General features: G+C 72.4%; 23 protein-coding genes. 18 read left to right on the top strand and 5 right to left on the bottom strand.

Annotated features, from left to right (window positions below; all coding sequences use genetic code 11):
* Positions 1–34 precede the first annotated feature (34 nt).
* From alr to BS83_RS24020, 5 genes are all read left to right on the top strand, one after another.
* Positions 35–1,171, top strand: coding sequence for an alanine racemase (gene alr / locus BS83_RS24040; protein WP_084713976.1), 1,137 nt, complete (start codon positions 35–37; stop codon positions 1,169–1,171).
* Positions 1,171–2,613 carry an alpha/beta fold hydrolase gene (locus BS83_RS24035; protein ID WP_084713973.1) on the top strand — a complete coding sequence of 481 codons (1,443 nt, stop codon included), beginning with the start codon at positions 1,171–1,173 and terminating at the stop codon, positions 2,611–2,613. The genes alr and BS83_RS24035 overlap by 1 nt, the downstream gene beginning before the upstream one ends.
* A gap of 47 nt (positions 2,614–2,660) precedes the next feature.
* Positions 2,661–3,194 (top strand): tRNA (adenosine(37)-N6)-threonylcarbamoyltransferase complex ATPase subunit type 1 TsaE, encoded by a 534-nt coding sequence (gene tsaE, locus BS83_RS24030; protein WP_037605659.1) that lies wholly within the window; start codon positions 2,661–2,663, stop codon positions 3,192–3,194.
* Positions 3,195–3,543: 349 nt separating this feature from the next.
* Positions 3,544–3,729: a hypothetical protein gene (locus BS83_RS24025; protein ID WP_037605658.1), complete on the top strand. Its 186-nt coding sequence runs from the start codon at positions 3,544–3,546 to the stop codon at positions 3,727–3,729.
* A gap of 218 nt (positions 3,730–3,947) precedes the next feature.
* Positions 3,948–5,912: a S53 family peptidase gene (locus BS83_RS24020; RefSeq protein ID WP_051943791.1), complete on the top strand. Its 1,965-nt coding sequence runs from the start codon at positions 3,948–3,950 to the stop codon at positions 5,910–5,912.
* Between the two features lie 63 nt (positions 5,913–5,975).
* On the opposite strand, the gene BS83_RS24015 is transcribed toward BS83_RS24020, so the two are convergent.
* Positions 5,976–6,545 (bottom strand): hypothetical protein, encoded by a 570-nt coding sequence (locus tag BS83_RS24015; RefSeq protein ID WP_037609751.1) that lies wholly within the window; start codon positions 6,543–6,545, stop codon positions 5,976–5,978.
* A 373-nt stretch (positions 6,546–6,918) separates the two neighbouring features.
* Here BS83_RS24015 and tsaB point away from each other — a divergent pair, with 373 nt between their 5' ends.
* Genes tsaB through BS83_RS23995 form a run of 4 tightly spaced genes read left to right on the top strand, consistent with a single transcriptional unit; the run spans position 6,919 to position 10,070 of the window.
* Complete coding sequence (tsaB, locus tag BS83_RS24010) at positions 6,919–7,593, top strand: tRNA (adenosine(37)-N6)-threonylcarbamoyltransferase complex dimerization subunit type 1 TsaB (RefSeq protein WP_037605655.1); 675 nt, start codon at positions 6,919–6,921, stop codon at positions 7,591–7,593.
* Positions 7,590–8,102 (top strand): ribosomal protein S18-alanine N-acetyltransferase, encoded by a 513-nt coding sequence (rimI, locus tag BS83_RS24005; RefSeq protein WP_037605654.1) that lies wholly within the window; start codon positions 7,590–7,592, stop codon positions 8,100–8,102. Before tsaB ends, rimI begins: the two co-directional genes overlap by 4 nt.
* A complete protein-coding gene (tsaD, locus tag BS83_RS24000; RefSeq protein ID WP_037605653.1) occupies positions 8,092–9,168 on the top strand; it encodes a tRNA (adenosine(37)-N6)-threonylcarbamoyltransferase complex transferase subunit TsaD in 1,077 nt (358 codons plus the stop codon). The genes rimI and tsaD overlap by 11 nt, the downstream gene beginning before the upstream one ends.
* A gap of 17 nt (positions 9,169–9,185) precedes the next feature.
* Complete coding sequence (locus BS83_RS23995) at positions 9,186–10,070, top strand: polysaccharide deacetylase family protein (RefSeq protein ID WP_037605651.1); 885 nt, start codon at positions 9,186–9,188, stop codon at positions 10,068–10,070.
* Here the strand turns inward: BS83_RS23995 and BS83_RS23990 are convergent.
* On the bottom strand, positions 10,060–11,235 hold the full coding sequence (locus BS83_RS23990) for a class I SAM-dependent methyltransferase (protein ID WP_232248739.1): 1,176 nt from the start codon (positions 11,233–11,235) through the stop codon (positions 10,060–10,062). The genes BS83_RS23995 and BS83_RS23990 overlap by 11 nt on opposite strands.
* Before the next feature lie 313 nt (positions 11,236–11,548).
* Between BS83_RS23990 and groES the strand changes: the two genes are divergently transcribed.
* A complete protein-coding gene (groES, locus tag BS83_RS23985; RefSeq protein ID WP_037605649.1) occupies positions 11,549–11,857 on the top strand; it encodes a co-chaperone GroES in 309 nt (102 codons plus the stop codon).
* A 103-nt stretch (positions 11,858–11,960) separates the two neighbouring features.
* Positions 11,961–13,595: a chaperonin GroEL gene (gene groL / locus BS83_RS23980; RefSeq protein ID WP_037605648.1), complete on the top strand. Its 1,635-nt coding sequence runs from the start codon at positions 11,961–11,963 to the stop codon at positions 13,593–13,595.
* A gap of 55 nt (positions 13,596–13,650) precedes the next feature.
* On the opposite strand, the gene BS83_RS23975 is transcribed toward groL, so the two are convergent.
* The gene (locus BS83_RS23975; protein ID WP_051943785.1) at positions 13,651–14,316 is read right to left on the bottom strand and encodes an MOSC domain-containing protein; all 666 of its coding nucleotides are present in this window, start codon (positions 14,314–14,316) and stop codon (positions 13,651–13,653) included.
* A 197-nt stretch (positions 14,317–14,513) separates the two neighbouring features.
* Here BS83_RS23975 and BS83_RS23970 point away from each other — a divergent pair, with 197 nt between their 5' ends.
* On the top strand, positions 14,514–15,416 hold the full coding sequence (locus tag BS83_RS23970; RefSeq protein WP_037609748.1) for a LysR family transcriptional regulator: 903 nt from the start codon (positions 14,514–14,516) through the stop codon (positions 15,414–15,416).
* 73 nt (positions 15,417–15,489) lie between these two features.
* Here BS83_RS23970 and BS83_RS23965 read toward each other — a convergent pair whose 3' ends face one another.
* On the bottom strand, positions 15,490–15,807 hold the full coding sequence (locus BS83_RS23965) for a WhiB family transcriptional regulator (RefSeq protein WP_037609747.1): 318 nt from the start codon (positions 15,805–15,807) through the stop codon (positions 15,490–15,492).
* 464 nt (positions 15,808–16,271) lie between these two features.
* On the opposite strand from BS83_RS23965, the gene BS83_RS23960 reads away from it, so the two are divergent.
* The 4 genes from BS83_RS23960 (at position 16,272) to BS83_RS23945 (ending at position 20,788) form a co-directional block, all read left to right on the top strand.
* Positions 16,272–16,883 carry a response regulator transcription factor gene (locus BS83_RS23960; protein ID WP_030251459.1) on the top strand — a complete coding sequence of 204 codons (612 nt, stop codon included), beginning with the start codon at positions 16,272–16,274 and terminating at the stop codon, positions 16,881–16,883.
* A gap of 170 nt (positions 16,884–17,053) precedes the next feature.
* The gene (locus BS83_RS23955; protein WP_037605647.1) at positions 17,054–17,674 is read left to right on the top strand and encodes a sigma-70 family RNA polymerase sigma factor; all 621 of its coding nucleotides are present in this window, start codon (positions 17,054–17,056) and stop codon (positions 17,672–17,674) included.
* A 383-nt stretch (positions 17,675–18,057) separates the two neighbouring features.
* Complete coding sequence (gene guaB, locus BS83_RS23950; protein ID WP_037605646.1) at positions 18,058–19,557, top strand: IMP dehydrogenase; 1,500 nt, start codon at positions 18,058–18,060, stop codon at positions 19,555–19,557.
* 118 nt (positions 19,558–19,675) lie between these two features.
* Complete coding sequence (locus BS83_RS23945; protein WP_037605645.1) at positions 19,676–20,788, top strand: GuaB3 family IMP dehydrogenase-related protein; 1,113 nt, start codon at positions 19,676–19,678, stop codon at positions 20,786–20,788.
* Between the two features lie 55 nt (positions 20,789–20,843).
* Here BS83_RS23945 and BS83_RS23940 read toward each other — a convergent pair whose 3' ends face one another.
* The gene (locus BS83_RS23940; protein WP_037605643.1) at positions 20,844–21,317 is read right to left on the bottom strand and encodes a hypothetical protein; all 474 of its coding nucleotides are present in this window, start codon (positions 21,315–21,317) and stop codon (positions 20,844–20,846) included.
* Positions 21,318–21,498: 181 nt separating this feature from the next.
* Here BS83_RS23940 and BS83_RS23935 point away from each other — a divergent pair, with 181 nt between their 5' ends.
* Both BS83_RS23935 and BS83_RS42910 read left to right on the top strand, forming a co-directional pair.
* Positions 21,499–23,208: a glycerol-3-phosphate dehydrogenase/oxidase gene (locus BS83_RS23935; RefSeq protein WP_037605642.1), complete on the top strand. Its 1,710-nt coding sequence runs from the start codon at positions 21,499–21,501 to the stop codon at positions 23,206–23,208.
* 275 nt (positions 23,209–23,483) lie between these two features.
* The gene (locus BS83_RS42910; protein WP_037605641.1) at positions 23,484–25,082 is read left to right on the top strand and encodes a serine/threonine-protein kinase; all 1,599 of its coding nucleotides are present in this window, start codon (positions 23,484–23,486) and stop codon (positions 25,080–25,082) included.
* Positions 25,083–25,085: the final 3 nt, after the last annotated feature.

Genomic DNA, 25,085 nt, shown 5'->3' with positions numbered 1-25,085 from the left:
GCTTCTGGGAGACTGTCACCCGATGGACACTGCAATGCGAGCCGAAGCCCTGATCGACCTTGCGGCGCTGCGCGGCAATATCGCCGCGCTGCGCGACCGCGTGGGGTCGGCCGGAGTCATGTCCGTGGTCAAGGCGGACGCCTACGGCCACGGCTCGGTGCCGTGCGCCCGCGCGGCGCTGGCCGCCGGGGCGAGCTGGCTCGGCACGGCCACGCCGGAGGAGGCGCTGGCCCTGCGCGCGGCCGGGATCGGCCCGCAGGACGCGAGGGTGCTCTGCTGGCTGTGGACGCCCGGCAGCCCGTGGCGGGAGACCGTCGCCGCCGACATCGACATCTCCGTCAGCGGGCTCTGGGCGCTGCCGCACGTGCTCGACGCGGTGCGCGCGGTCGGACGCCCGGCCAGGGTGCAGCTCAAGGCCGACACCGGCCTGGGCCGCAACGGCGCGCAGCCCGCCGACTGGCCCGAGCTGGTCGCCGCCGCGCGGGCCGCCGAGGCCGAGGGCCTGATCAGCGTCACCGGCGTCTGGTCGCACTTCGCCTGCGCCGACGAGCCGGGGCATCCCTCGATCGCCGCGCAGCTCCGCGCGTACCAGGAGGTGCTGGCCGTCGCCGAGGCGGCCGGCCTGCGTCCGGAGGTGCGGCACATCGCCAACTCCCCGGCGACGCTGACGCTGCCCGAGTCCCACTTCGACCTGGTCAGGACGGGCCTCGCCCAGTACGGGCTGTCGCCGGTGCCCGAGCTCGGCAGCCCGGCCGACTTCGGCCTGCGCCCGGTGATGTCGCTGGTGGCCAGGGTCGCGCAGGTCAAGCGCGTCCCGAGCGGGCACGGCGTCAGCTACGGACATACCTACGTCACCCCCGGCGAGACCACGCTCGCCCTGGTGCCGCTCGGCTACGCGGACGGCATCCCGCGGCACGCGAGCGGAGCCGGCCCGGTCTGGCTGGCCGACAAGTGGCGCACCGTCGCCGGACGCGTGGCGATGGACCAGTTCGTCGTGGACCTCGGCGGCGACGCGGCCGAGGTCGGCGACGTGGCGGTGCTCTTCGGCAACGGCGAGCGCGGCGAGCCCACGGCGGAGGACTGGGCCCGCGCCGCGGGAACGATCTCGTACGAGATCGTCACCCGCATCGGCGCCCGGGTCCCGCGTCGCTATCTGGGCGGCGACGACTGATGGCCGGCGGCAGCGACGGCGGTGGCGGCGACGTCGTCCGCCAGGTGCGGGACGCGGCCGGGGCGGTCGTCGGCGACGTCGCCGCAGGCCGCTGGAGCCGTGCGGGCATCGTCGGCGTCTCCCTCGGCGTGGTGGCCGCCGGCGCCGTCGCCGGGGTCGCGCTGGAACGCCTGACCGTCGGCCGCGACATGCGCCGCCGCGCCGAGGCCGAGCTCGACGCCGCCGCCGCCTTCGGCTCGCTGCGCGGCACCCCGCTGCGCGTCCCGGCCGCGGACGGCACCGAGCTCTACGTCGAACTGGACGGCTCCGGCTGGGCGGGCACCGACCCCGTCGTCGCCCGTGAGGTCGCCCACGCCGCGCCGACCGCTGCGGGCGATCCGGCCGAGGCCGCCGATCCGGCAGGTCCGGCGGAGCAGGGCAGGACCACCGCCTCCCCAAGGAGCTTCCGGCGCAGCTGGCTCGGGCGCAGACGCGGCGCCTCCGCAGAGCCGGCCGCTCCCGGGCCGCTGGGCGGGGTGCTGTCCGGGGTGGGCAGCTGGCTCGGCCTGCCGCCGACGCCGCCGCTGACCGTCGTCTTCACGCACGGGTACTGCCTGAACCAGGACAGCTGGCACTTCCAGCGCGAGGCGTTCAGGGAGGGGCTCCGGCTGGTCTTCTGGGACCAACGCAGCCACGGCCGGTCCGAGCGCAGCCGCAGCTTCCTCGGCGGGGAGCCCGCCTCCATCGACCAGCTCGGCGGCGACCTCGGCGCGGTCATCGACGCCGTCGCCCCCACAGGTCCGCTCGTGCTGGTGGGTCACTCCATGGGCGGCATGACCATCATGGCCCTGGCCGCCCAGCGCCCCGAGCTCTTCGCCGAGCGGGTCGCCGGGGTCGCCTTCCTCGGCACCACCTCCGGCAGCTGGCGCGGCGTCACCCTCGGGCTGCCCGGCGTCGGCGCGAAGATGTTCCATCGGGTGGGGCCCGGCATCATCAAGGCGCTGGGCCGTCAGGCCGCCCTGGTCGAGCGCGGCCGACGCCTCAGCAGCGAGCTGACCGCCGCCGTCTACCACCGGTTCTCCTTCGGCTCCGACGACATCGACCCGGCGCTGGCGCGCTTCGCGCAGCAGCTGCTGGAGGCGACGCCCGTGGACGTCGTCGCCGAGTTCTTCCCGGTCTTCCCCGCCCACGAGAAGACGGCGGCGCTCGCCACGCTGAGCGAGATCCCGACCCTGGTGATGGCGGGCGAGCAGGACCTGCTCACGCCGCCCGCGCACAGCGCCGCGATCGCCGCGCAACTCCCCGACGCCGCGCTGGAGATCGTGCCCGAGACCGGTCACCTGCTGATGCTCGAACGCCCGGCGCTGGTGGACGCCCGCCTCGCCGACCTGCTGGAACGCGCGGCCGCGCACTGCGGCGCGCCGCTGCCCCCGCACGTCCACGATCTCGCCCGACGCGCCTGACCCCGCACCTCCCCGCCCCACCGCAGCACGGAAGGACACGCACCACCATGGGTAACGTCGCCACCCTCACCGTCCCCCACCCGGCCGCGATGCAGGAACTCGGCCGGACGCTCGCCACGGTGCTGCGCCCCGGGGACCTCGTCCTGCTCTCCGGCGAGCTCGGGGCGGGCAAGACGACGCTGGCCCGCGGCCTGGGCGAGGGCCTGGGCGTGCGCGGCGCGGTCACCTCCCCGACCTTCGTCATCGCCCGGGTGCACCCCTCCCTGGTCGGCGGCCCCGCACTGGTCCACGTGGACGCGTACCGGCTCGGCGGGGGGCTCGACCAGATGGAGGATCTCGACCTGGACGTCAGCCTCCCCGAGTCGGTCGTGGTGGTGGAGTGGGGCGAGGGCAAGGTCGAGGAGCTCTCCGAGTCCCGCCTGGAGGTCAGGATCGAGCGGGCGATGGGCGGCGACGCCCAGCTCTCGCTGGATCAGGACCTGGACCCCGACGTGCCCGACGAGCGGTCGGTCACCCTCACCGGCCTGGGCGCCCGCTGGGCCGAGGTCGGGCTCGCCGCGCTGGCCGTCGCCCGCGCGTAGGCCGTCCGGTCGGACGTTCCCGATCGACCGGCGACGGCCGCAGGACGCCCCGCTTCCGGGAACGCGGCTGCGCCTCCCCGCGCTTCCCTGTGCCTCCCTGCGCGTCGTCGTGCCACGGCGCTGCGGCGGCGCGGCGCGGGGCGGGTGCGCCTTCTGCTCCCAGCACGCATCGGGCCTGACCGGGGCGGACGAGGGCGTCATCAGGACGTTCCCGTGCCGGGCTGCGACTCCGGCCCGCCGACGGCCGGAGCGGTTGCTGTTGTTATTCCGACGCCGTGTCGGGAAGATGGGATCAGCCAGCGCCGACACCGCCCCGGCCTCCGGCCGGGGGTGCCCCCCGGGAGCCAGCATGCCCGGCACGACCCCGCCCGTCCGCAAGGAGCCGCGCCCCGCGACCGCCGCGCGCGACGCCGTCCTGCGGACCGCCGCCGTCCGCGCGCCCGAGGTGAGTGCGGCCCGCGTGCTCGCCTGCACCGCCTCCGTCGTGGCCGTCTGTCTGCCGCCGGACGACGGCAGCTCGTCCGCGGGCGAATAGCCCCAGCTCGTCGACGCTCCGTCAGGTCAGGCCTGACGGAGTGTCAGTGCTGCCCGGATGTTTCCGGTCGTTAAAAATCCCCGGTGTCACCACTCGGGTCGGTAACACGGGGGCTTCGCACTCTTGACCGACGGTTCATTCACCGGTTCTCTTACCCTTGCCCCCTCATCACAGGGGAAACGCTAGGCCCACAGTCAACGGCCCGGGGAGGGCGTTTGATGCACAGCAGGGGAACACATCGGCGTGTCGGCATCGCATTGGCAGCGACCCTGCCGATGCTGGCCGCCGCCGTCGCCGCGGGGTCTCCCGCGAGCGCGACATCCGTGCGGCACGACATCGCGGGCGGCAAGCCGGCGTGGACCGCGGCCGCCGCGGACAAGGGGCAGGCGGCGCTGAACGGCGGGGTCACCGCGCGCGTCTACCTCGCAGGGGACCAGGCCGGTCTCGACGCCTTCGTGCAGAAGGTGTCCGACCCCCAGAGCGCCCAGTACGGGCACTACCTGACGCCGCAGCAGTCCGACGCCAGGTTCGGCGCGACCGCCGACCAGATCAAGCGGGTCTCGGCCTGGCTGCGCTCGGCCGGTCTGAAGATCACCGGTGTCAACCAGCACTACATCTCGGTCAGCGGTGACGTCGCCGCCGCGCAGCGCGCCTTCGGCGCCCAGCTGCGCACCTACACGACCGGCGGCCACAGCTACCGCGCCCCGGCCGGTGCGCTCAGCGTCCCGGCGGACGTCGCGGACGCGATCCTGACGGTGGCCGGGCTCAACACCAAGCCCGCCGTCATGAAGCACGACGACACGCTGCCCCCTCCGGGAGCCGCGTTCGTCAACGCCGGTCCGTTCTCGTCGTACTACGGCTCGAACCTCGCCAAGACGCTGCCCAAGGCGTTCGGCAGGACTGTGTCGTACACCGTCAAGGGCTACAACGGCCACCAGCTGCGCGACGCCTACGGCGCGACCGCGACCGGCCTGACCGGCAAGGGCCAGACGGTCGCGATCGTCGACGCGTACGACTCGCCGACCATCGCGGCCGACGCCGCCACCTACGCCAAGCGCAACGGTGACGCGGCGTACAAGAAGGGCCAGTTCAAGCAGTACGACGCGGCGGCCTGGACCGACACGGCCGACCCGTCCGACGCCAACCCGAACGGCTGCGGCGCGTCCGGCTGGTACGGCGAGCAGTCGCTGGACGTCGAGGCGGTGCACGCGATCGCCCCGGCAGCCAACATCGCCTACGTCGGCGCCGGCTCCTGCAACGACCAGGACCTCCGCGACGCGCTCACCCGCATCGTGGACAACCACCTGGCCAGCATCGTCACCAACTCCTGGGGCTCCCCGGAGAACGGCAGCGACCCGGCCGAGGACGCGGTCTACAACCAGATCTTCGAGCGCGGCGCGGTCGAGGGCATCGGCTTCTACTTCTCCAGCGGTGACAACGGCGACGAGCTCGCCAACACCGGTACGAAGCAGAGCGACATGCCCGCCTCCCTGCCGTACGTGACGGCCGTCGGCGGCACCTCGCTGGCGATCGGCAAGCACGGCAACTACGAGTTCGAGACCGGCTGGGGCACCGGCAAGTCCTCGCTCTCGGCGGACGGCAAGAGCTGGGTCGGCTTCCCCGGCTCGTTCCACGGCGGCGGTGGCGGCGGTACCAGCGCGCGTGTTCCGCAGCCGTTCTACCAGAAGGGCTTCGTGCCCTCGGCCCTGGCCAACGCGAACGGCGGCGGCGCGAAGCGCGTCGTGCCTGACGTCTCGGCGATCGCCGACCCGAACACCGGCTTCCTGGTGGGTCAGACCCAGACCTTCCCGGACGGCACGGTGAAGTACAGCGAGTACCGCATCGGCGGCACCAGCCTGGCCTCCCCGGTCTTCGCCGGCATCCAGGCGCTCGCGCAGCAGGCGCAGGGCTTCGCCATCGGCTTCGCCGACCCGGCGATCTACGCCAAGCACCGCACGCTCCACGACGTGACCGACCACCCGTTCGGCCCGAAGGTGGGCCTTGCGGTGGCGCGCGTGGACTTCGCCAACACGGTGGACGCCTCGAACGGCCTCGTCACCTCCCTCCGCACGCTCGGCCAGGACTCGTCCCTGTCCGCGACGCGGGGCTACGACAACGTGACCGGTCTGGGCAGCCCGACGGAGGACTACCTCGAGTCCTTCATGTGGCGCCACATCCACTGATCACCGCGTGAACTGCGCCCCCGCACCGACGGTGCGGGGGCGCAGTGCGTTCTCGCCGACCGGTCAGGCGACGACGACGACCTTGGTGTTGTAGGGGGCGAAGTCGAACAGGGCCTGGCCGTCCGCGACCGTCTCGCGGATGCCGCCGGTGTGCTTGCTCGGGTCGGGCGCGGGCGTGCTGCCGTCGACGGCGGAGCTGAAGCCGATGATCGAGCCGTCGTGGGAGGCGAACAGCACCGCGTTCTTGATCTGCTTGCCGTCCGAACCCGCGTACGGGCCGGACCGGGTGCGGAAGACCGCGTAGCTCCCCGGAGCGGGGTCGACCGTCCCCGGCTGCACGGTGAAGGTCTTCGAGGGCCCCGACTGGCCCGGGTCGACCAGCCAGACGCGCTTCTGGCCGACGGAGTACACGACCCGCTTCCCGGTGCCGGAGTCCTTCGGCACGGCGGCGGCCTTCGCCGAACCCGCCGCGCCGGGCGTGCTGGACGCGCTCACCGCCGGCGGCTTGCCCACGGTCCCGGTCCCGGCCGTGGTGGAGGCGGAGCTCTTCGCCTGCACGGCGAGCATCGCCACCAGGGCGAGCGCACCGGCGGTCAGCGCGGTGACGACTGCGCCCGACCCGAGTTTCGCCACGGTCTCCTCCACACATGAATCGCGATCATCGCGTTGGCCGTCCTAAGCCTCTCATCCTGCCAGCCCCGGTCCGCCACATCGCCGCCCACGGGGCGGGAAAGCTCACCCCGGCCGGGCACGGGAGCCGCGGCGGGGGGCGACCGGACTGCGGGCTGGAGGCTCACGGCGCCCGACGCCCCGCCACCGGGCCGACGCGCGCGGACCAGTCGGGCGGCTCGGGCGACGTCACCGTCCTTCCCGTCGGCCCGCTGCGCCTTGTCGTCGCCCTGCTCGTGGCGCGGGCGAGGCGGGGTGGGCCCGCGCGGGGGTGGCGAATCGTTGCGGGAGGGGCGGGCGGGGACGGGGTGGGGGTCGGGGCGACTAACCTGGGGGCGTGCTGCTGCTTGCCTTCGACACCGCCACCCCCGCCGTCACCGCCGCCGTGCTGGACACCGAGACCGGCGCGGTGCTCGGCTCCGCCGACCAGGTCGACGCGCGACGCCACGGTGAACTGCTGCTTCCCACCATCGACGCGGTGCTGCGGGAAGCGGGCACGCCGAAGGAGGAGCTCGGAGCGATCGTCGTCGGGGTAGGGCCCGGGCCCTACACCGGCCTGCGGGTCGGTCTCGCCACCGCCGCCGCGCTCGGCCACGCGCTGGGGATCCCCGTGCACGGCGTCTGCACGCTCGACGGCGTCGCCCGCGCGGCGCGCGACGCGGGCGTGAGCGGGCCGCTCGTCGCGGCGACGGACGCGCGGCGCAAGGAGGTCTACTGGGCCAGGTACGACGCGGACGGCGTCCGCGTCGAGGGCCCTGCGGTGGACCGGCCCGCCGAGATCGCCAAGGCGGTGGCCGGGCTCGCCTCCGTCGGCGCGGGGGCGCTGCTCTACCCCGAGACCTTCCCCGACGCGTGCGGCGAGGCCCCGGCCCACCAGTCCGCCGCCGCGCTCGCCGCCTTCGCCGCCGAGGCGCTCGCCTCCGGCACGCCGCTGCTCCCGCCGACCCCGCTCTACCTGCGCCGCCCCGACGCCGAGGTCCCGAAGAACTACAAGACGGTGCTCCCGGCATGACCGGTGACGCCCTGCCCGCCGCCGCCGTGCTGCGGGAGATGCGGTGGTGGGACATCGATCCGGTGCTGGAGCTGGAGCGGGAGCTGTTCCCCGAGGACGCGTGGTCGGCCGGCATGTTCTGGTCCGAGCTCGCCGACGCGCGGCACCCGCGCGCCAGCCGCTGGTACACCGTCGCCGAGGACGAGGCCGGACGCATCGTCGGCTACGCCGGGCTGATGGCCGTCGCCGGCGAGGGGGACGTGCAGACGATCGCCGTCGCGCAGGACCAGTGGGGCACGGGGCTCGGGACCAGGCTCCTGCAGCGCCTGATCGACCAGGCCACCGCCGCCTCCTGCACCGAACTGCTGCTGGAGGTCCGCGTCGACAACGAGCGCGCCCAGCGCCTCTACACCCGCTTCGGCTTCGAGCCGGTCGGCATCCGCCGCAACTACTACCAACCGTCCGGTGTCGACGCCCTGGTGATGCTCCGCCACATGAAGGATGAAGGAAAGACTGACGATGGCCGCTGACGAACCGCTGGTCCTCGGGATCGAGACCTCCTGCGACGAGACCGGCGTCGGCATCGTCCGGGGCACCACGCTGCTCGCCGACGCCGTCGCCTCCAGCGTCGAGGAGCACGGCCGCTTCGGCGGCGTAGTGCCCGAGATCGCCAGCCGGGCGCACCTGGAGGCGATGGTCCCCACCGTGCAGCGCGCGCTGGACGAGGCCGGGGTCAGGGCGAGCGACCTCGACGGCATCGCCGTCACCGCGGGGCCCGGCCTCGCCGGCGCCCTGCTGGTCGGGGTGAGCGCCGCCAAGGCCTACGCCTACGCGCTGGACAAGCCGCTCTACGGGGTGAACCACCTCGCCTCGCACATCTGCGTGGACCAGTTGGAGCACGGCCGGCTGCCCTCGCCGACGATGGCGCTGCTGGTCTCCGGCGGGCACTCCTCGCTGCTGTTCACCGAGGACATCACCAGCGAGGTCCGTTCCCTCGGCGCGACCATCGACGACGCGGCGGGGGAGGCCTTCGACAAGGTCGCCCGGCTGCTCAACCTCGGCTTCCCCGGCGGCCCGGTCATCGACCGCTACGCCCGCGAGGGCGACCCGAAGGCCATCGCGTTCCCGCGCGGACTCAGCGGCGCGAAGGATCCGGCGTACGACTTCTCCTTCTCCGGCCTGAAGACGGCGGTCTCCCGCTGGGTCGAGGCCAAGCGCCGCGCCGGCGAGGAGGTGCCGATCCGGGACGTCGCCGCGTCGTTCCAGGAGGCGGTGACCGACGTGCTGACGAAGAAGGCGATCCGCGCCTGCAAGGACGAGGGCGTCGACCACCTGATGATCGGCGGTGGGGTGGCCGCCAACTCGCGGCTGCGCGCCATGGCCCAGGAGCGCTGCGACCGCGCCGGCATCACGCTGCGCGTGCCGCGTCCCAAGCTCTGCACCGACAACGGGGCGATGGTCGCCGCGCTCGGCGCGGAGATGGTCTGGCGCGACCGGTCGCCCTCGGCCTTCGATCTCTCGGCAGATTCTTCCCTGCCGGTAACCGATACTCATGTACCCGCGTCTCACGATGAACTGCACCGTTTGTCTGAGTAAGGGTTCGTGAGCACGACATGAAGAAGTGGCTCGGCGCGGCGATCGCGCTCGGGACGGCGCTGGCCGTCAGCGCGTGCGGCAGCGGCAGCGGCGGACCGGCGTCCACGCCGACCACGAGTCAGGGGGCGCCCGGGGGCGGTGGCGACGCGGCTTCCGCCTCGCCCCTGGCGAGCGACGGGAGCGGCACGGTCGACCCGGCCGCCTGGGCGAAGTGGGGGCTGCGGCCGCTGCTCCCCGCGCCGGCCGCGCCCGCGGACCGGCCGATCAGGCTGACGAAGACCGGGAAGGTGCCGGTCTTCTCGAACGTGCCGGTGCCCGCCTCCGACAAGATCGTCTTCATCACGCTCGACGACGGGGCCGAAAAGGATCCGCGCTTCGTCCAGTTGATGCAGGATCTGCGGATCCCGGTCACGATGTTCCTGACCGAGGACATCATCAAGAACGACTACGGCTACTTCAAGCCCCTTCAGGCGCTGGGCGACAGCATCCAGAACCACACCGTCAGCCACCCGCCGATGAACACGATCCCGCTCGCCGCGCAGAAGCGGCAGGTGTGCGAGGACCAGTCGACGCTGACGACCGAGTACGGCACGGCGCCGTTCCTCTTCCGCCCGCCTTTCGGCGCCGGCGCCTACACCACCTCGCTCAACCAGGCCGTCCAGGCCTGCGGCCCGCGCGCGATCGTGCTCTGGAAGGAGACGATGCAGATCACGGGCCTGCAGTACCAGACGGCCGACAAGAAGCTCCGGCCCGGCGACATCATCCTGGCGCACTTCCGCGGCCCCTCCGAGCTCAAGGGGGAGACCATGGTGGCGATGTTCGTGAACCTGGTGAAGCGGATCGAGGAGCAGGGCTTCACCGTCGCCAGGCTCGACGACTACATCCAGCCGCCTACGGGCTGACGGCGCCGACGGCCCCCGGTCGGTCGGCAGGCTGCCCCAGCAGCATCACCGGCGCCCCGGCGGCCCGCGTCAAGACGACGACCGCCGAGTTCACCCCCTCGGGCTTGATCTTTCTGCGCAGCTCCTCCGGCTCGATCGCCGAGCCGCGCTTCTTGATCACGAGGGTGCCGATGGACCGCTCGCGGACCAGGGCCTTGAGCCTCTTCAGGTTGAACGGCAGCACGTCGGTGATCCTGTAGGCCGTCGCGTAAGGGGTCGCGGTCAGCTGATCACTGGTCAGATAGGCGATCGTCGGGTCGATCAGCGTCGCGTCGCCGAGCTGTGCGGCCACCTCGGCGACCAGATGGGCGCGGATCACCGCGCCGTCCGGTTCGTAGAGGTAGCTCAGGACCGGTCCGGCCGGAGGGTCGGGGAGCCGTCCGCCGGTCAGGCTCGCGCCGGCGGGCAGCAGGGTCGCCCGGTGGGGCTGGGGGGCCTTCGTGCCGAACCAGAGCACGGCCTCCTTCACGTCCCCGCCGTCGGACACCCACTCCACCTCGGCGTCCTCCGGCACGGCCTCGTGCGGGATCCCGGGGGCGACCTTGAGCGCGGCGAAGGGCGCGCGCCTGGCGGCCTCCACGGCCCAGCTGAGCGGCGGCGAGTACGCCTCGGGATCGAAGATCCTGCCGCGGCCCCCTCGGCGCGCGGGATCGACGAACACGGCGTCGTAGCCGACGGTGTCGACCTCGGCGACGTCGGCGCAGCGGGTCTCGATCAGATCCGCCAGCCCCAGCGCCCGCGCGTTGGCTTCCGCGGCGGCGCAGGCGGCCTCGTCCCGGTCCACGGCCAGCACCCGGATCCCGGCCCGGGCCAGGGCGATGGCGTCACCGCCGATCCCCGAGCAGAGGTCCGCGACGGAGCGGACCCCCAGCGCAGTGAACCGCTGCGCGCGCCACTGCGCGACACCCGACCGGGTGGACTGCTCGACGCCGTTGGGCGTGAAGTACATCCGCTCCGCGTCCGCCCCGAACTTGGCCGCCGCCCGGCTGCGCAGCCGCGCCTGCGCGAGCGCGGCCGAGACCAGCCCCGCCTCGTACGAGCGCCGCAGTCGCGTGGCCAGCGCGAGCTCGTCGGCGGGCGAGTAGTCCTTGAGCTCGGTGAGCAGGGCCTGGCCCTCGTCCGTCATCAGGGCGGCAAACGCGTCGATCTCCACGGCCCCATTCTCGCGGGTCGGCCGGGCCGCGGCGGCGACCCCTGCGACACGCCCGGGCAGCAGGCCGGGTTCGGGCCCGGAACGGCCTGGCCGGGGCGGGGACATAAGCAACGCGTTGGCACTCTGGTTGACTGAGTGCTAAGCGCCGCCTACTGTCGTCGTTGGCACTCTCCACCAGAGAGCGCTAAGCGTGAAACGGCACGTCCGGCACCGCGACGACGGGCATGCCATGTCTTCACGCCCCAAGACATGTGTACCCCGGATCTCCGAAGGGGGAGGTCGGATCGTGACGACCACCAGCTCCAAGGTTGCCATCAAGCCGCTTGAGGACCGCATCGTGGTCCAGCCGCTCGACGCCGAGCAGACCACGGCCTCCGGCCTGGTCATCCCGGACACCGCGAAGGAGAAGCCCCAGGAGGGCGTCGTCCTCGCCGTGGGCCCGGGTCGCTTCGAGGACGGCCAGCGTCTGCCGCTGGACGTCGCCGTGGGCGACGTCGTCCTGTACAGCAAGTACGGCGGCACCGAGGTCAAGTACAACGGCCAGGAGTACCTGGTCCTCTCGGCCCGCGACGTGCTCGCGATCATCGAGAAGTAAGTCAGCTCCACTGACCTGACCGTCAAGACGGCTAAGTCGTGACCCGCCCCGGGACCCGTACACGGGGCCCGGGGCGCGGTTGTTCGAGAGGGAACCCCTAGGCATGGCGAAGATCCTGCAGTTCGACGAGGACGCCCGCCGCTCGCTGGAGCGCGGTGTCAACAAGCTGGCCGACACGGTCAAGGTGACGATCGGCCCCAAGGGCCGCAACGTCGTCATCGACAAGAAGTTCGGCGCCCCGACCATCACCAACGACGGCGTGACCATCGCCCGTGAGGTCGAGCTGGACGACCCGTACGAGAACCTTGGCGCGCAGCTCGTCAAGGAGGTCGCCACCAAGACCAACGACGTCGCGGGCGACGGCACCACCACCGCCACCGTGCTGGCCCAGGCGCTCGTCAACGAGGGTCTGCGCAACGTCGCCGCCGGCGCCGGTCCGGCGAGCCTGAAGCGCGGCATCGACGCCGCCGTCAAGGCCGTCTCCGAGCACCTGCTCTCCGTCGCCCGCGAGGTCGAGGGCAAGGAGGACATCGCCGCCGTCGCCGCGCTGTCCGCCCAGGACCAGCAGGTCGGCGAGCTCATCGCCGAGGCCATGGACAAGGTGGGCAAGGACGGTGTCATCACCGTCGAGGAGTCCAACACCTTCGGCCTGGAGCTCGAGTTCACCGAGGGCATGCAGTTCGACAAGGGTTACCTGTCGCCCTACATGACCACGGACCAGGAGCGCATGGAGGCCGTGCTCGAGGACCCGTACATCCTCGTCCACCAGGGCAAGATCTCCTCGATCCAGGACCTGCTCCCGCTGCTGGAGAAGATCCTCCAGGGCGGTGGCTCCAAGCCGCTGCTGATCATCGCCGAGGACGTCGAGGGCGAGGCGCTCTCCACCCTCGTCGTCAACAAGATCCGTGGCACCTTCAACGCCGTGGCCGTCAAGGCCCCCGGCTTCGGCGACCGCCGCAAGGCCATGCTGGGCGACATCGCCACGCTGACCGGTGCGACCGTCATCGCCGAGGAGGTCGGCCTCAAGCTCGACCAGGCCGGTCTGGACGTGCTGGGCTCCGCCCGCCGCGTGACCGTCTCCAAGGACGACACCACGATCGTCGACGGCGCCGGCTCCTCCGAGGAGGTCGCGGGCCGCGTCGCGCAGATCAAGGCCGAGATCGAGGGCACCGACTCCGACTGGGACCGCGAGAAGCTGCAGGAGCGCCTGGCCAAGCTGGCCGGCGGCGTCTGCGTCATCAAGGTCGGCGCGGCCACCGAGGTCGAGCTCAAGGAGAAGAAGCACCGTCTCGAGGACGCCATCTCGGCGACCCGCGCCGCGGTCGAGGAGGGCATCGTCGCCGGCGGTGGCGCCTCCCTGGTCCACGCGCAGAAGGTGCTCGACGGCGGCCTGGGCCTGGCCGGCGACGAGGCCGTGGGCGTCTCCGTCGTCCGCCGCGCCCTGGTCGAGCCGCTGCGCTGGATCGCCCAGAACGCGGGCCTCGAGGGCTACGTCATCACCACGAAGGTGGCCGAGCTGGGCGACGTCCGCGAGGGCTACAACGCCGCGACCGGCGAGTACGGCGACCTGGTCAAGGCCGGCGTCATCGACCCGGTCAAGGTGACCCGCTCCGCGCTGGAGAACGCCGCGTCCATCGCCTCCCTGCTGCTCACGACCGAGACCCTGGTCGTCGAGAAGAAGGAAGAGGAGCAGGCCGCCGCTGGCCACTCGCACGGTGGCCACGGCCACTCCCACTGACACCCGTCAGTCCCGAAGCCCGGCGCCCCCGAGGGGGCGCCGGGCTTCCGGCGTTTCAGGCCCCGGCGGCGGCCTTGAGCCGGTTCGCGGCGGCGTCCCGGTACGCGACGCCGAGCGTCTCCAGCGCGGCGATGGCGGGCAGCAGTTCCGGCGCCCGGGCGGAGAGCGCGCGGGTGACGTCGGCGGAGGTGATGCCGTGGTCCGGACGGTGCACGACGGTGATCACGTCGCCGACGGCGACCGGCCCCGGTGTGATCACCCGGAGGTACGCGCCGGGCCGCGCCCGCTCGGTGAAGCGCTTGACCCACTGCGCCTCGTCCATCCACCCGGCGAAGGTCCGGCACGGGATCCGCGTCGCGCTGACCTCCAGCAGCAGGCTTTCGCCGATCCGCCAGCGCTCTCCGATCACGGCGTCGGACACGGCGAGCCCGGTGGTCGTCAGGTTCTCCCCGAACATCCCGTCCCGCAGTTCCCGGCCGAGCTCGGCGGCCCACGCGTCCAGCTCCTCGCGTGCGTACGCGTACACGGCCTGGTCCACGCCGCCGTGGAACCGGTCGTCACACACGACGTCACCGGCGAGCCCGCTCACCCCCTTGACCGCCAGGGGCGCGGTGACCTGCACCGGCCCGGCGACGGGCGTCTTCCCGATCCCGGTCGCCCCGACCTCGGAGTGCACGGTCGCTTCCGCGCGGCCCACGTTGACTGACACAAGCGTTCCCATGACCAGCAAGGTTAAGTGGCAACACCTCAGGGGCGCGGGGAACTGCGCGAGAAACCACCGTGTGCGGACGGCCCTGCGCGTTCGGCCTGCCACCTGGGTGGGTGGCTTGTCGCGCAGTTCCCCGCGCCCCCCTGGGTGGTTGCCACTGACCCTCCGCTGTGAGGTGCGCCCGTTGGGGGCTGCCTATGCTGAGGACCGTGATCGAGGCCCGTCATCTGAGAGTGCTCCGCGCCGTCGCCCGGCAGGGCAGCTTCTCCGCCGCCGCACGCGAGCTCGGGCTGACGCAGCCGGCCATCAGCCAGCAGATGAAGGCGCTGGAGAAGTCCGTCGGCACCCCGCTCGTCGTCCGCGTCGGCCGCGGCGTCGCGCTGAGCGAGGCCGGGGAGGTGCTGGCCGGGCACGCCGCGGGCATCCTCGCCGGGCTGACCGCCGCGGAGGACGAGCTCGCCGGCATCGCCGGGCTGCGGGCCGGGCGCGTGCGCCTGGTCTCGTTCCCGACCGCGAGCGCCACCCTCGTACCCGCCGCCGTCGCCGCGCTCCGCGCCGAGCGGCCGGGGGTCAAGGTCTCGCTCACCGAGGCCGAGCCACCGGACTCCGTGGGCATGCTCCGCGCGGCGGAGTGCGAGGTCGTGCTGGCGTTCAGGTACCCCAGAGCGGCGGGGGCGAGCACCGAGCCGGAGGACTGGAGCGACCTCGCGGTCACGCACCTGCGGCGCGACCCGCTGGTCGCGCTGGTGCCGGAGGGTCACGCCCTCGCCGGGCAGGCCGAGGCGGGCGACCTGGCCGTCCTCGCGGACGAGCCGTGGATCGCCGGTTGCCCGCAGTGCCGCGGACATCTCGTGGACCTGTGCGAGGCCGCGGGCTTCACCCCGCGGATCGACTTCGCGACCGACGACTACCCGGCCGTGCTCGGCCTGGTCGCCGCCGGTCTGGGCGTGGCCGTGCTGCCCGAGCTCGCCCTGGCGGCGACCCGGACCGACGGCGTCGCCGTGGTACCGCTGGCTGCGGGCGTCGCCCGCGAGATCGTCGCGCTGACGCTGCCGGACCTGGGACGGGTGCCGGCGGTCGCGCTGATGCTGGAGAAGCTGAAGGGCCTGTAGCGGGGTGGCGACAGGCCCTGACCTGCGCGCCGGATCCCCGGCGCGCAGCGTGCAGTGGTGCAGAAACGTTCCTTCAGTCGACGGGCAGGAGCGAGAGCGGGTCGAGCGTGCGCCGGCGGGCGCGCCCGAGCAGTTCCTCGCGGTCGTCCTCGGTGAGTCCGCCCCACACCCCGTAGGGCTCCCGTACCGCCAGCGCGTGCGCCGCGCACTCCGCGCGCACCGGGCACCGCATGCAGACCTCCTTCGCGGACTGCTCGCGCGAGCTGCGGGCCGCGCCCCGCTCGCCCTCCGGGTGGAAGAACAGAGAGCTGTCCACGCCGCGGCATGCGGCGGAGAGCTGCCAGTCCCACAGGTCTGCGTTCGGGCCAGGGAGCCGTGAGTAGTCGGCCATGGTCGTCATTCCCTTGAGTGGTGCTAGCGATTCAGTACGAACTGATGGAAATATGACTCATGCAGATCTAACGGACAAGAGGCCATCAGCGTTGCATAACGTGCCGATAACCATCAAATCCCATGAAAACGGACTAACCGGACGCACGGAAGGGAAGCGTGTCCTGCATGCGGGTGCACTCGTTGGGCCTAACGGCACGCCCGGCGAGGCGCGCGGGCGTCGCACGAGCGACGCATTTGCGCCGGTATGCCCCGCGAGGTGGATGATCCGTAGCGGTTCAGCCACGTAGAGTGGTGGAGGCTGCTGCCAGGCCGTAACTCATTCGGGTGACGGTCGTTGGGAGTGCGGAGGCGGCAAACGGCACGGGCGTCGGGGAAGACGCCAGTACACCGGAGGCCGTGCCGGTGACGATTCGTACCAGCCAGGAGGCTCAACGTGACGCTCATCAGCTGCGGAGGCGGGTCATGACATCCGTTCTCGTCTGTGACGATTCCCCGCTGGCCAGGGAGGCGCTGCGGCGCGCGGTGGCCACCGTCCCCGGCGTCGACCGGGTGACCACGGCCACCAACGGCGAGGAGGTGCTCCGCCGCTGGGTCGCGGACCGCTCCGACCTGGTCCTCATGGACGTCCGGATGCCCGGCCTCGGCGGGGTGGAGACGGTGCGGCGGCTGCTGTCCGCCGACCCCGGGGCCCGCATCATCATGCTCACGGTCGCCGAGGACCTGGACGGCGTGGCCCTGGCCGTCGCCGCCGGCGCCCGCGGCTACCTGCACAAGGACGCCTCCCGCGCCGAGCTGCGCGCCACGGTCACCCAGGCGCTGGCCGACCCGACCTGGCGGCTCGCCCCGCGCCGGCTCCGCTGCGCGGAGATGGGCGCGGCTCCCACGCTGACGGCACGTGAGATCCAGGTGCTGGAGGGCATGAGCCATGGCCGCAGCAACGCAGAGATCGGCCGCGAGCTCTTCCTCTCCGAGGACACGGTCAAGACGCACGCGCGTCGCCTGTTCAAGAAGCTGGGTGCGTCGGACCGGGCGCACGCGGTGGCGCTCGGCTTCCGCTGGGGCCTGGTTCGCTGAGTCCTCACCCGGGTGGGAGGGGGCATGGCCTGCTTCCCACCCGAGGGCGCACCATGGGGGTGTAGCGCGGAGTCCGGCTGGGCGGGGATGGTGGCGTGGCGGATAACGTTCCGATGCACAAGTCAGGGTGCGGTGTCACGTTTTCGCCCATGACCAGGCACCATGGACCAGTGCGTGACGACGAGGCGAGCCCCGCGACGGGGCCGGGCGTGCCCATCGGGTCGCTCGTGGTGCACGCGGTCGAGGGTGATCCCGACGCGGTCGACGCGCTGTTGTCGCAGGTGCACCCGCTGGTCCTGAGGTACTGCCGGGCCCGTCTGGTCCGGCTGCCGGGCAACGCCCGGCACCATGTGGACGACGTGGCGCAGGAGGTCTGCCTCGCCGTCCTCTGCGCGCTGCCGCGCTATCGCGACGAGGGCCGCCCCTTCGAGGCGTTCGTCTACGGGATCGCCGCGCACAAGATCGCCGATCTGCAACGCGCGGCGATGCGGGGTGGCCCCGGCCACAGCGTGCCGCTCGGCGAGGAGCTGCCGGACACCCCGGACGACGCGCTGGGTCCCGAGGAGCGGGCGCTGCTGAGCAGTGACGCGGCGTGGATGCGCGAGCTGCTGGCGCTCCTGCCGCAGCGCCAGCGTGAACTGGTCCTGCTGAGGATCGGCGCGGGGCTCACGGCGGAGGAGACGGGCGAGGTCCTGGGCATGTCGCCCGGCGCGGTCCGCGTCGCCCAGCACCGCGCGCTCTCGCGCCTCCGCGCACTCGCGGAGGGCGGCACGGAAGGCCTCTCGGCGTAGCGTTTCGGGCAGACGGTCGGTTGCGGCACCCCAGGGGCGCGGGGAGCTGCGCGACAAGCCACCCTGGGACGTGTGACACCGATCGGGCAGGGCCATCCGCCCCGGGTGGTCGCCCGCGCCGTTCCCCGCGCCCCTGAGGTCAGTGCAACCGGCCCGCCGACGCGAAGGGCTGCGCAACTGGATGATCGTCCAGGAGTCGGGAATGTGACTGCTACCTCAGTTGTTCCTGATGCACAAGGGGGCCCCGTCGGGCCCGGTAGAATTAGTCAACGGTGCCGAGCTGCCCACCAACGCGGCCCCCGTAGGCGCCGTGTCGCGTCGGGCGGGTGCGGCCACCAGCTTCCCGTCCAGGAGTTCCACGGATCCACTTCGGGAAGGGTGTCATGTCTTACAACGCAGCTGGGGTACCCGAGAAGTTCGGCATGCTCGGGCTTACCTACGACGATGTGCTGCTGCTGCCAGGCCCCTCCGAGGTCCTGCCGAACGCTGTGGACATCTCCTCGCGCGTCTCGCGCAATGTGCGGGTCAACATCCCGCTGCTCTCGGCTGCCATGGACAAGGTCACCGAGGCCCGGATGGCCATCGCCATGGCCCGTCAGGGCGGCGTCGGCGTGCTGCACCGCAACCTCTCCATCGAGGACCAGGTGAACCAGGTCGACCTGGTCAAGCGCTCCGAGTCCGGCATGGTCACCGACCCGATCACGGTGTCCCCGGACGCCACGCTGGCCGAGGCGGACGCGCTGTGCGCCAAGTTCCGGATCAGCGGTGTGCCGGTCACCGACCCCGAGGGTCGCCTGCTCGGCATCGTCACCAACCGCGACATGGCCTTCGAGCTGGACCGCACGCGTCAGGTCCGCGAGGTCATGACGCCGATGCCGCTGATCACCGGCCAGGTGGGGATCTCCGGCGAGGACGCCATCGGGCTGCTCCGCCGCCACAAGATCGAGAAGCTGCCGCTCGTCGACGACCAGGGCAAGCTCAAGGGCCTGATCACGGTCAAGGACTTCGTCAAGGCCGAGAAGTACCCGCACGCCGCCAAGGACGCCGAGGGCCGTCTGATCGTCGGCGCGGCCGTGGGCGCCTCCGCCGAGGCGCTGGAGCGGGCGCAGGCGCTCGCCGCCGCCGGTGCGGACTTCATCGTCGTGGACACCTCCCACGGCCACAACCGCAACGCGCTCAACTGGATGGCGAAGATCAAGTCGTCCATCGACGCCGACGTCGTCGGCGGCAACGTCGCGACGCGTGACGGGGCGCAGGCGCTGATCGACGCCGGCTGCGACGGCATCAAGGTCGGCATCGGCCCCGGTTCCATCTGCACCACCCGCGTGGTCGCCGGTGTCGGCGTCCCGCAGGTCACGGCGATCTACGAGGCGGCCGTGGCCGCCCACGCGGCCGGCGTGCCGCTGATCGGCGACGGTGGCCTGCAGTACTCCGGCGACATCGGCAAGGCGCTGGCCGCCGGCGCCGACACGGTCATGCTGGGCAGCCTGCTCGCCGGCTGCGAGGAGTCCCCGGGCGAGCTGCTGTTCATCAACGGCAAGCAGTTCAAGTCCTACCGCGGCATGGGCTCGCTGGGCGCCATGCAGTCGCGCGGCCAGGCGAAGTCCTACTCGAAGGACCGTTACTTCCAGGGCGACGTCACCTCCGACGAGAAGCTGATCGCCGAGGGCATCGAGGGCCAGGTCGCCTACCGCGGCCCGCTCAGCTCGGTGATCTTCCAGCTGGTCGGCGGTCTGCGGCAGTCCATGGGCTACGTCGGCGCCGAGTCGATCGAGTCCATGAAGCAGGACGCCCGCTTCGTCCGGATCACCTCGGCGGGGCTGAAGGAGAGCCACCCGCACGACATCCAGATGACGGTCGAGGCGCCGAACTACCACAGCTGATCGTCGCAGCCCCGCAGGGGAGCCGCTCCGGAATGAGACCGGGCGGCTCCCCTGCGCGTTGTGCGGGATACTGGGGCACGGCAGTCGCACGCTGAGCACAACCGAGGGAGCAGGACAGGTGACCGAGATCGAGATCGGGCGGGGCAAGCGGGGCCGACGGGCGTACGCCTTCGACGACATCGCGGTCGTCCCGAGCCGCCGCACGCGGGACCCGAAGGAGGTCTCGATCGCGTGGCAGATCGACGCCTACCGCTTCGAGTTGCCGTTCCTGGCCGCGCCGATGGACTCCGTGGTCTCGCCCGAGCAGGCCATCGCCTTCGGCCGTCTGGGCGGTCTCGGCGTGCTGAACCTCGAGGGCCTGTGGACCCGTTACGAGGACCCGCGCCCGCTGCTGCAGGAGATCACCGAGGTCAAGGACGAGGCCGTCGCGACCCGTCGTCTCCAGGAGATCTACCGCGAGCCGATCAAGGCCGAGCTGATCACGCAGCGCCTGAAGGAGATCCGCGACTCGGGTGTCGTCACGGCGGCGGCCCTGTCGCCGCAGCGGACCGCCGAGTTCTCCAAGGTCGTCGTCGACGCCGGCGTCGACATCTTCGTCATCCGCGGCACCACGGTCTCCGCCGAGCACGTCTCCAGCGCCGCCGAGCCGCTGAACCTCAAGCAGTTCATCTACGAGCTCGACGTCCCGGTCATCGTCGGCGGCTGCGCGACGTACACGGCCGCCCTGCACCTGATGCGCACCGGCGCGGCGGGCGTCCTGGTCGGCTTCGGCGGCGGCGCGGCGCACACCACCCGGACCGTGCTCGGCATCCAGGTCCCGATGGCGACCGCGGTCGCGGACGTCGCGGCGGCGCGCCGGGACTACATGGACGAGTCCGGCGGCCGCTACGTGCACGTGATCGCGGACGGCGGCGTGGGCTTCTCCGGCGACCTGTCGAAGGCGATCGCCTGCGGCGCGGACGCGGTGATGATCGGCGCGGCGCTGGCCCGCGCGAACGACGCGCCGGGCCGCGGCTTCCACTGGGGCAGCGAGGCCGTCCACGAGGAGCTGCCGCGCGGCAAGCGGGTGGACCTCGGCACCGTCGGCACGACCGAGGAGATCCTGCTCGGCCCGTCGCACACCCCCGACGGCACGATGAACCTCTTCGGCGCGCTGCGTCGGGCCATGGCCACGACCGGCTACTCGGAGCTGAAGGAGTTCCAGCGCGTCGAGGTCACCGTCGCCCGCTGACCCAGGCTGACTCCGTGAAGGGCCCCGGCTTCGGCCGGGGCCCTTCAGCGTGCCGCTAGCGCTTCCTGGTGGGCTCGATGTTCGGGAAGATCGCGCCGCAGACCGGCGCGAGGACCAGGCCCAGGAGGTTGGTGAAGCCGAGGTGGTCCTGCCAGACCGTCATCGCGACGTCCGTGTGGTGCAGCAGCACGTCGAACATGGGCAGGCTGTTGTCCTTCGCGGTGAGCACCCCCATGCCGACGATCTGGCCCAGGAAGGTCGCCGCGAGCGCGCTCAGCCCGCTCGCCACGGAGGTGACCGCGCCGCCACGGCTCAGCCGGGCCACCGCGCTGCCGACCGCGCCACCGATGATCACGCCGATCCAGCCGTAGACGGTCCGGGTGGTGCCGATGACCGCGGCGTAGGCGACGGCGCAGAGCACGGCCGTGCCCACGGCGGTCAGCACGCCGACCGCCACGCTGCCGCGCCGGCGCTCGCCCTCGACGGTCGTCGGCGACGCGGTGGCCTCGGTTCTGACGGTTTCGCTCATGGTGTCCCCCAGTGGATCTCTGATCGGCGGGCGCAGGCTAGCAGCAGCGAGGCGAAGCGGGCACGGGGATTCCGGCCCGTGCACGGGGCGGTCTCCTGGACTTCACCAGGACGATCGCCCGTTTTGCCGGACTTCACGGCAGACTGTTGATCAGCAGTGCTGGGCGATACGCGGAGGCGTCATGCGGAGCAGCAAGCTGGGTCCGGAGGAGCGTGCGGCCGCGCTCGCGCGGATGGCGGAGCGCGAGCTCGACGTGCTGGTGGTCGGCGGCGGGGTCGTCGGCGCGGGCACCGCGCTGGACGCGGCGACGCGCGGGCTGGTCACCGGGCTGGTGGAGGCGAGGGACTGGGCTGCGGGGACGTCCTCCCGGTCCAGCAAGCTGATCCACGGCGGCCTGCGCTACCTGGAGATGCTGGACTTCGCCCTGGTCAAGGAGGCCCTTCAGGAACGCGGCCTGCTGCTGGAGCGGCTGGCGCCGCACCTGGTGAAGCCGGTGCCCTTCCTGTACCCGCTGCAGGGGCGCGGCTGGGAGCGGCCGTACGTCGGCTCCGGCGTGGCGCTCTACGACGCGATGTCGGTGTCCAGCGGCCACGGCCGGGGGCTGCCGTTGCACAAGCACCTCTCCCGGCGTCAGGCGCTGCGTGCCGCACCCGCGCTGCGGAAGGACGCGCTGGTCGGCGCGGTGCAGTACTACGACGCGCAGGTCGACGACGCGCGGCTGGTGACCATGCTGGTCCGCACCGCGGCCACCTACGGGACCTACGCGGCGAACCGCGCCAGGGTCGTCGGCTTCCTGCGCGAGGGCGAGCGCGTGGTCGGCGCGCGGGTCCACGATCTGGAGACCGGTGCGCAGTTCGAGGTCCGCGCCCGGCAGATCGTGAACGCGACGGGCGTCTGGACCGACGAGACCCAGGCGATGGTGGGCGAGCGCGGTCAGTTCCACGTCCGGGCCTCCAAGGGCATTCACCTGGTGGTGCCGAGGGACCGGATCCACTCCTCGACCGGGCTCATCCTGCGGACCGAGAAGAGCGTGCTCTTCGTGATCCCCTGGGGACGGCACTGGATCGTCGGCACGACCGACACCGAGTGGACCCTCGACAAGGACCACCCCGCCGCGAGCAGCGCGGACATCGAGTACCTGCTGGAGCACGTCAACTCGGTGCTGGCGATGCCGTTGACGCGCGAGGACGTGGAGGGCGTCTACGCCGGCCTGCGCCCACTGCTGGCGGGCGAGTCCGACGCGACCTCGAAGCTCAGCCGCGAGCATGTGGTGCAGCATGCGGCGCCGGGCCTGGTCGTGGTGGCGGGCGGCAAGTACACCACCTACCGCGTGATGGCGAAGGACGCGGTGGACGAGGTGGTGCACGCGCTGGACCAGCGCGTGGCCCCCTGCTGCACGGACACGGTGCCGCTGGCCGGCGCGGAGGGGTACCGCGCGCTGTGGAACGCGCGGGGCGAACTGGCGCGCGGGAGCGGCCTGCACGTGGCCAGGGTCGAGCATCTGCTGAACCGCTACGGCTCGTTGGCGGAGGAGGTGCTGCGGCTGATCGTGGACGACCCCGGTCTGGGCGAGCCGCTGACCGGCGCGGACGACTACCTCCGCGCGGAGGTCGTGTACGCGGCACGGGCGGAGGGGGCCAGGCACCTGGACGACGTGCTGGCCCGACGCACCCGGATCTCGATCGAGACCTTCGACCGGGGGACGGCCGTGATGACCGAGGCGGCGGAGCTGATGGCGCCCGAACTGGGCTGGGACAAGGCGCAGATCGACAAGGAGGTCGAGCACTACCGCAAGCGCGTGGCCGCGGAGCGGGAGTCCCAGGAACAGCCGGACGACCTCGCGGCCGACGCGGCGAGGCTCGGCGCGGCGGACATCGTTCCGCTGAAGTAGCCGCACCATCAGGGGCGCGCGGACGTGGCGCCTTTCAGCAGAGGAGCAGTTGCAACACTCAGGGGCGCGGGGCTCTGCTGATATGCGGCTCCGGCGCTTGGGCACGACAAGCCACCCTGTGCGGAGGGTCCTCAACGAGCAGGGCCATCCGCGCAGGGTGGTTGCTCGCGCAGTTCACCGTGCCCCTGACGGGGCTGCCGGCGGAACCCCGTTTCCTTGGTGCGCGTCTGTCACGGGATGATGGGCGGTGACAGCAGCGACGCGGAGGGGACCGGATGAACGGCGAGCAGCAGCGCGGGCTGTTGGCAGGGCGGTACCGGTTGGAGTCCGTGCTCGGGCAGGGCGGGATGGGGACGGTCTGGCGGGCCGAGGACTCGTTCCTCGGGCGCGACGTCGCCGTCAAGGAGCTGAGGTTCGCCGCCGGGGTCGAGGAGGACGAACAGCGGCGGCTGGTCGCAAGGACGTTGACGGAGGCCAAGGCGATCGCCCGGGTGCGGCACACCGCCGCCGTCACCGTCTACGACGTGGTCGAGGAGGACGGCCGGCCCTGGATCGTCATGGAGCTGGTCGAGTCGCGCTCGCTCAGCGAGGTGATCCAGCAGGACGGCGTACTGCCGCCCCAGCGCGCCGCGGAGGTCGCGCTGGAACTGCTCGGCGTGCTCGCCGAGGCGCACCGGGTCGGCATCCTGCACCGGGACGTCAAGCCGTCCAACGTGCTGATCGGCCATGACGGCCGCGTCGTGCTCACCGACTTCGGCATCGCCAGGGTGGAGGGGGACCCCTCCGTCACGTCCACCGGCATGCTCGTCGGCGCGCCCTCGTACATCTCGCCGGAGCGGGCCCGTGGCGGCGTGCCCGGGCCGCCGGCCGACATGTGGTCGCTGGGGGCCACGCTCTTCGCGATGGTCGAGGGCGTGCCGCCGTACGACAAGGGCTCGGCGCTGTCCACGCTGACCGCGGTGATGACCGAGCCCGTGCCGCCGCTGGTCAACGGCGGACTGCTGGGCCCGGTCATCGAGGGCCTGCTGCACAAGGACCCGGCCGCGCGGCTGGAGGCGCCGACCGTGCAGGCGATGCTGCGCGGGGTGATCGGCGAGTACGAGCGCCGCTCGCGCGTCGCGACGCAGACGGCGCCGGCGCCGATTCCGGAGCCGGAGCGGACGCGGGTGCAGCCGGCCCCGGTCCCGCAGCCGGCCGTCCCCACGCCGCCCGCCCGGAGGAACAAGCGCGCGCTGGTCGTCGGCGGCGTCGTGCTGGCGGTGGCGCTGCTGATCACCGCCGTCGCCGCGATGAACGACAACGGCGGCAGGCACGGCAGCCAGGACGGGACCGTGCGGAAGCCGAAGGCCGCCGCCCCCGCGGCCACTCCGACCGGTACGGCCGCGGTGGCCGCGGGCGCGGGCAGCACCCCCACCGGTACGGACGCCGGTTCCTCGCTCGGCTACCAGCGCGTCGACGGGCCGGGCGGAGCGAGCATCGAGATCCCCGACGGCTGGCGGGTCACCAGGAAGAGCGGCTCGGTCACCGTGTACACCGGCCCGGCGGGGACGCTGGACATCGAGTTCTCGGCCCACCCGCTCGCCGAAGGAGCGCTGCGCGCCTGGCAGAAGGAGGAGACCTCCGTCGCGCCCAGCCTGAACGACTACCACCGGATCAAGCTGGCCCAGGTCGACTGGCGCGGTTGGGACGCCGCCGACTGGGAGTGGACCTTCCGTTCGGGGGGGACGACCCGCCACTCGCTCAATCGCGGTTTCGTGGTGGACGCGGGCCACGCGTACGCGATCTACTGGACGGCGCCCGAGGCGAGCTGGGCCGACCACCGCAGCGAGCAGCTGCTCACGCACTTCTTCAAGACCTTCAAGCCGGGGGGCTGAGCC

Origin of the sequence: Streptacidiphilus rugosus AM-16, assembly GCF_000744655.1 — a bacterium.
Taxonomy (GTDB): domain Bacteria; phylum Actinomycetota; class Actinomycetes; order Streptomycetales; family Streptomycetaceae; genus Streptacidiphilus; species Streptacidiphilus rugosus.
Note: the sequence above shows the minus strand (reverse complement) of the source record. Positions and strands in the feature narration are given on the sequence as shown.

Bases quoted from the DNA above. Each gene is read 5' to 3' on its own strand.
- alr (WP_084713976.1), top strand. From the start codon at position 35: ATGCGAGCCGAAGCCCTGATCGACCTTGCGGCGCTGCGCGGCAATATC.
- BS83_RS24035 (WP_084713973.1), top strand. From the start codon at position 1,171: ATGGCCGGCGGCAGCGACGGCGGTGGCGGCGACGTCGTCCGCCAGGTG.
- tsaE (WP_037605659.1), top strand. From the start codon at position 2,661: ATGGGTAACGTCGCCACCCTCACCGTCCCCCACCCGGCCGCGATGCAG.
- BS83_RS24025 (WP_037605658.1), top strand. From the start codon at position 3,544: ATGCCCGGCACGACCCCGCCCGTCCGCAAGGAGCCGCGCCCCGCGACC.
- BS83_RS24020 (WP_051943791.1), top strand. From the start codon at position 3,948: ATGCACAGCAGGGGAACACATCGGCGTGTCGGCATCGCATTGGCAGCG.
- rimI (WP_037605654.1), top strand. From the start codon at position 7,590: ATGACCGGTGACGCCCTGCCCGCCGCCGCCGTGCTGCGGGAGATGCGG.
- tsaD (WP_037605653.1), top strand. From the start codon at position 8,092: ATGGCCGCTGACGAACCGCTGGTCCTCGGGATCGAGACCTCCTGCGAC.
- BS83_RS23995 (WP_037605651.1), top strand. From the start codon at position 9,186: ATGAAGAAGTGGCTCGGCGCGGCGATCGCGCTCGGGACGGCGCTGGCC.
- BS83_RS23990 (WP_232248739.1), bottom strand. From the start codon at position 11,235: ATGACGGACGAGGGCCAGGCCCTGCTCACCGAGCTCAAGGACTACTCG.
- groL (WP_037605648.1), top strand. From the start codon at position 11,961: ATGGCGAAGATCCTGCAGTTCGACGAGGACGCCCGCCGCTCGCTGGAG.
- BS83_RS23975 (WP_051943785.1), bottom strand. From the start codon at position 14,316: ATGGGAACGCTTGTGTCAGTCAACGTGGGCCGCGCGGAAGCGACCGTG.
- BS83_RS23965 (WP_037609747.1), bottom strand. From the start codon at position 15,807: ATGGCCGACTACTCACGGCTCCCTGGCCCGAACGCAGACCTGTGGGAC.
- BS83_RS23960 (WP_030251459.1), top strand. From the start codon at position 16,272: ATGACATCCGTTCTCGTCTGTGACGATTCCCCGCTGGCCAGGGAGGCG.
- guaB (WP_037605646.1), top strand. From the start codon at position 18,058: ATGTCTTACAACGCAGCTGGGGTACCCGAGAAGTTCGGCATGCTCGGG.
- BS83_RS23940 (WP_037605643.1), bottom strand. From the start codon at position 21,317: ATGAGCGAAACCGTCAGAACCGAGGCCACCGCGTCGCCGACGACCGTC.
- BS83_RS23935 (WP_037605642.1), top strand. From the start codon at position 21,499: ATGCGGAGCAGCAAGCTGGGTCCGGAGGAGCGTGCGGCCGCGCTCGCG.
- BS83_RS42910 (WP_037605641.1), top strand. From the start codon at position 23,484: ATGAACGGCGAGCAGCAGCGCGGGCTGTTGGCAGGGCGGTACCGGTTG.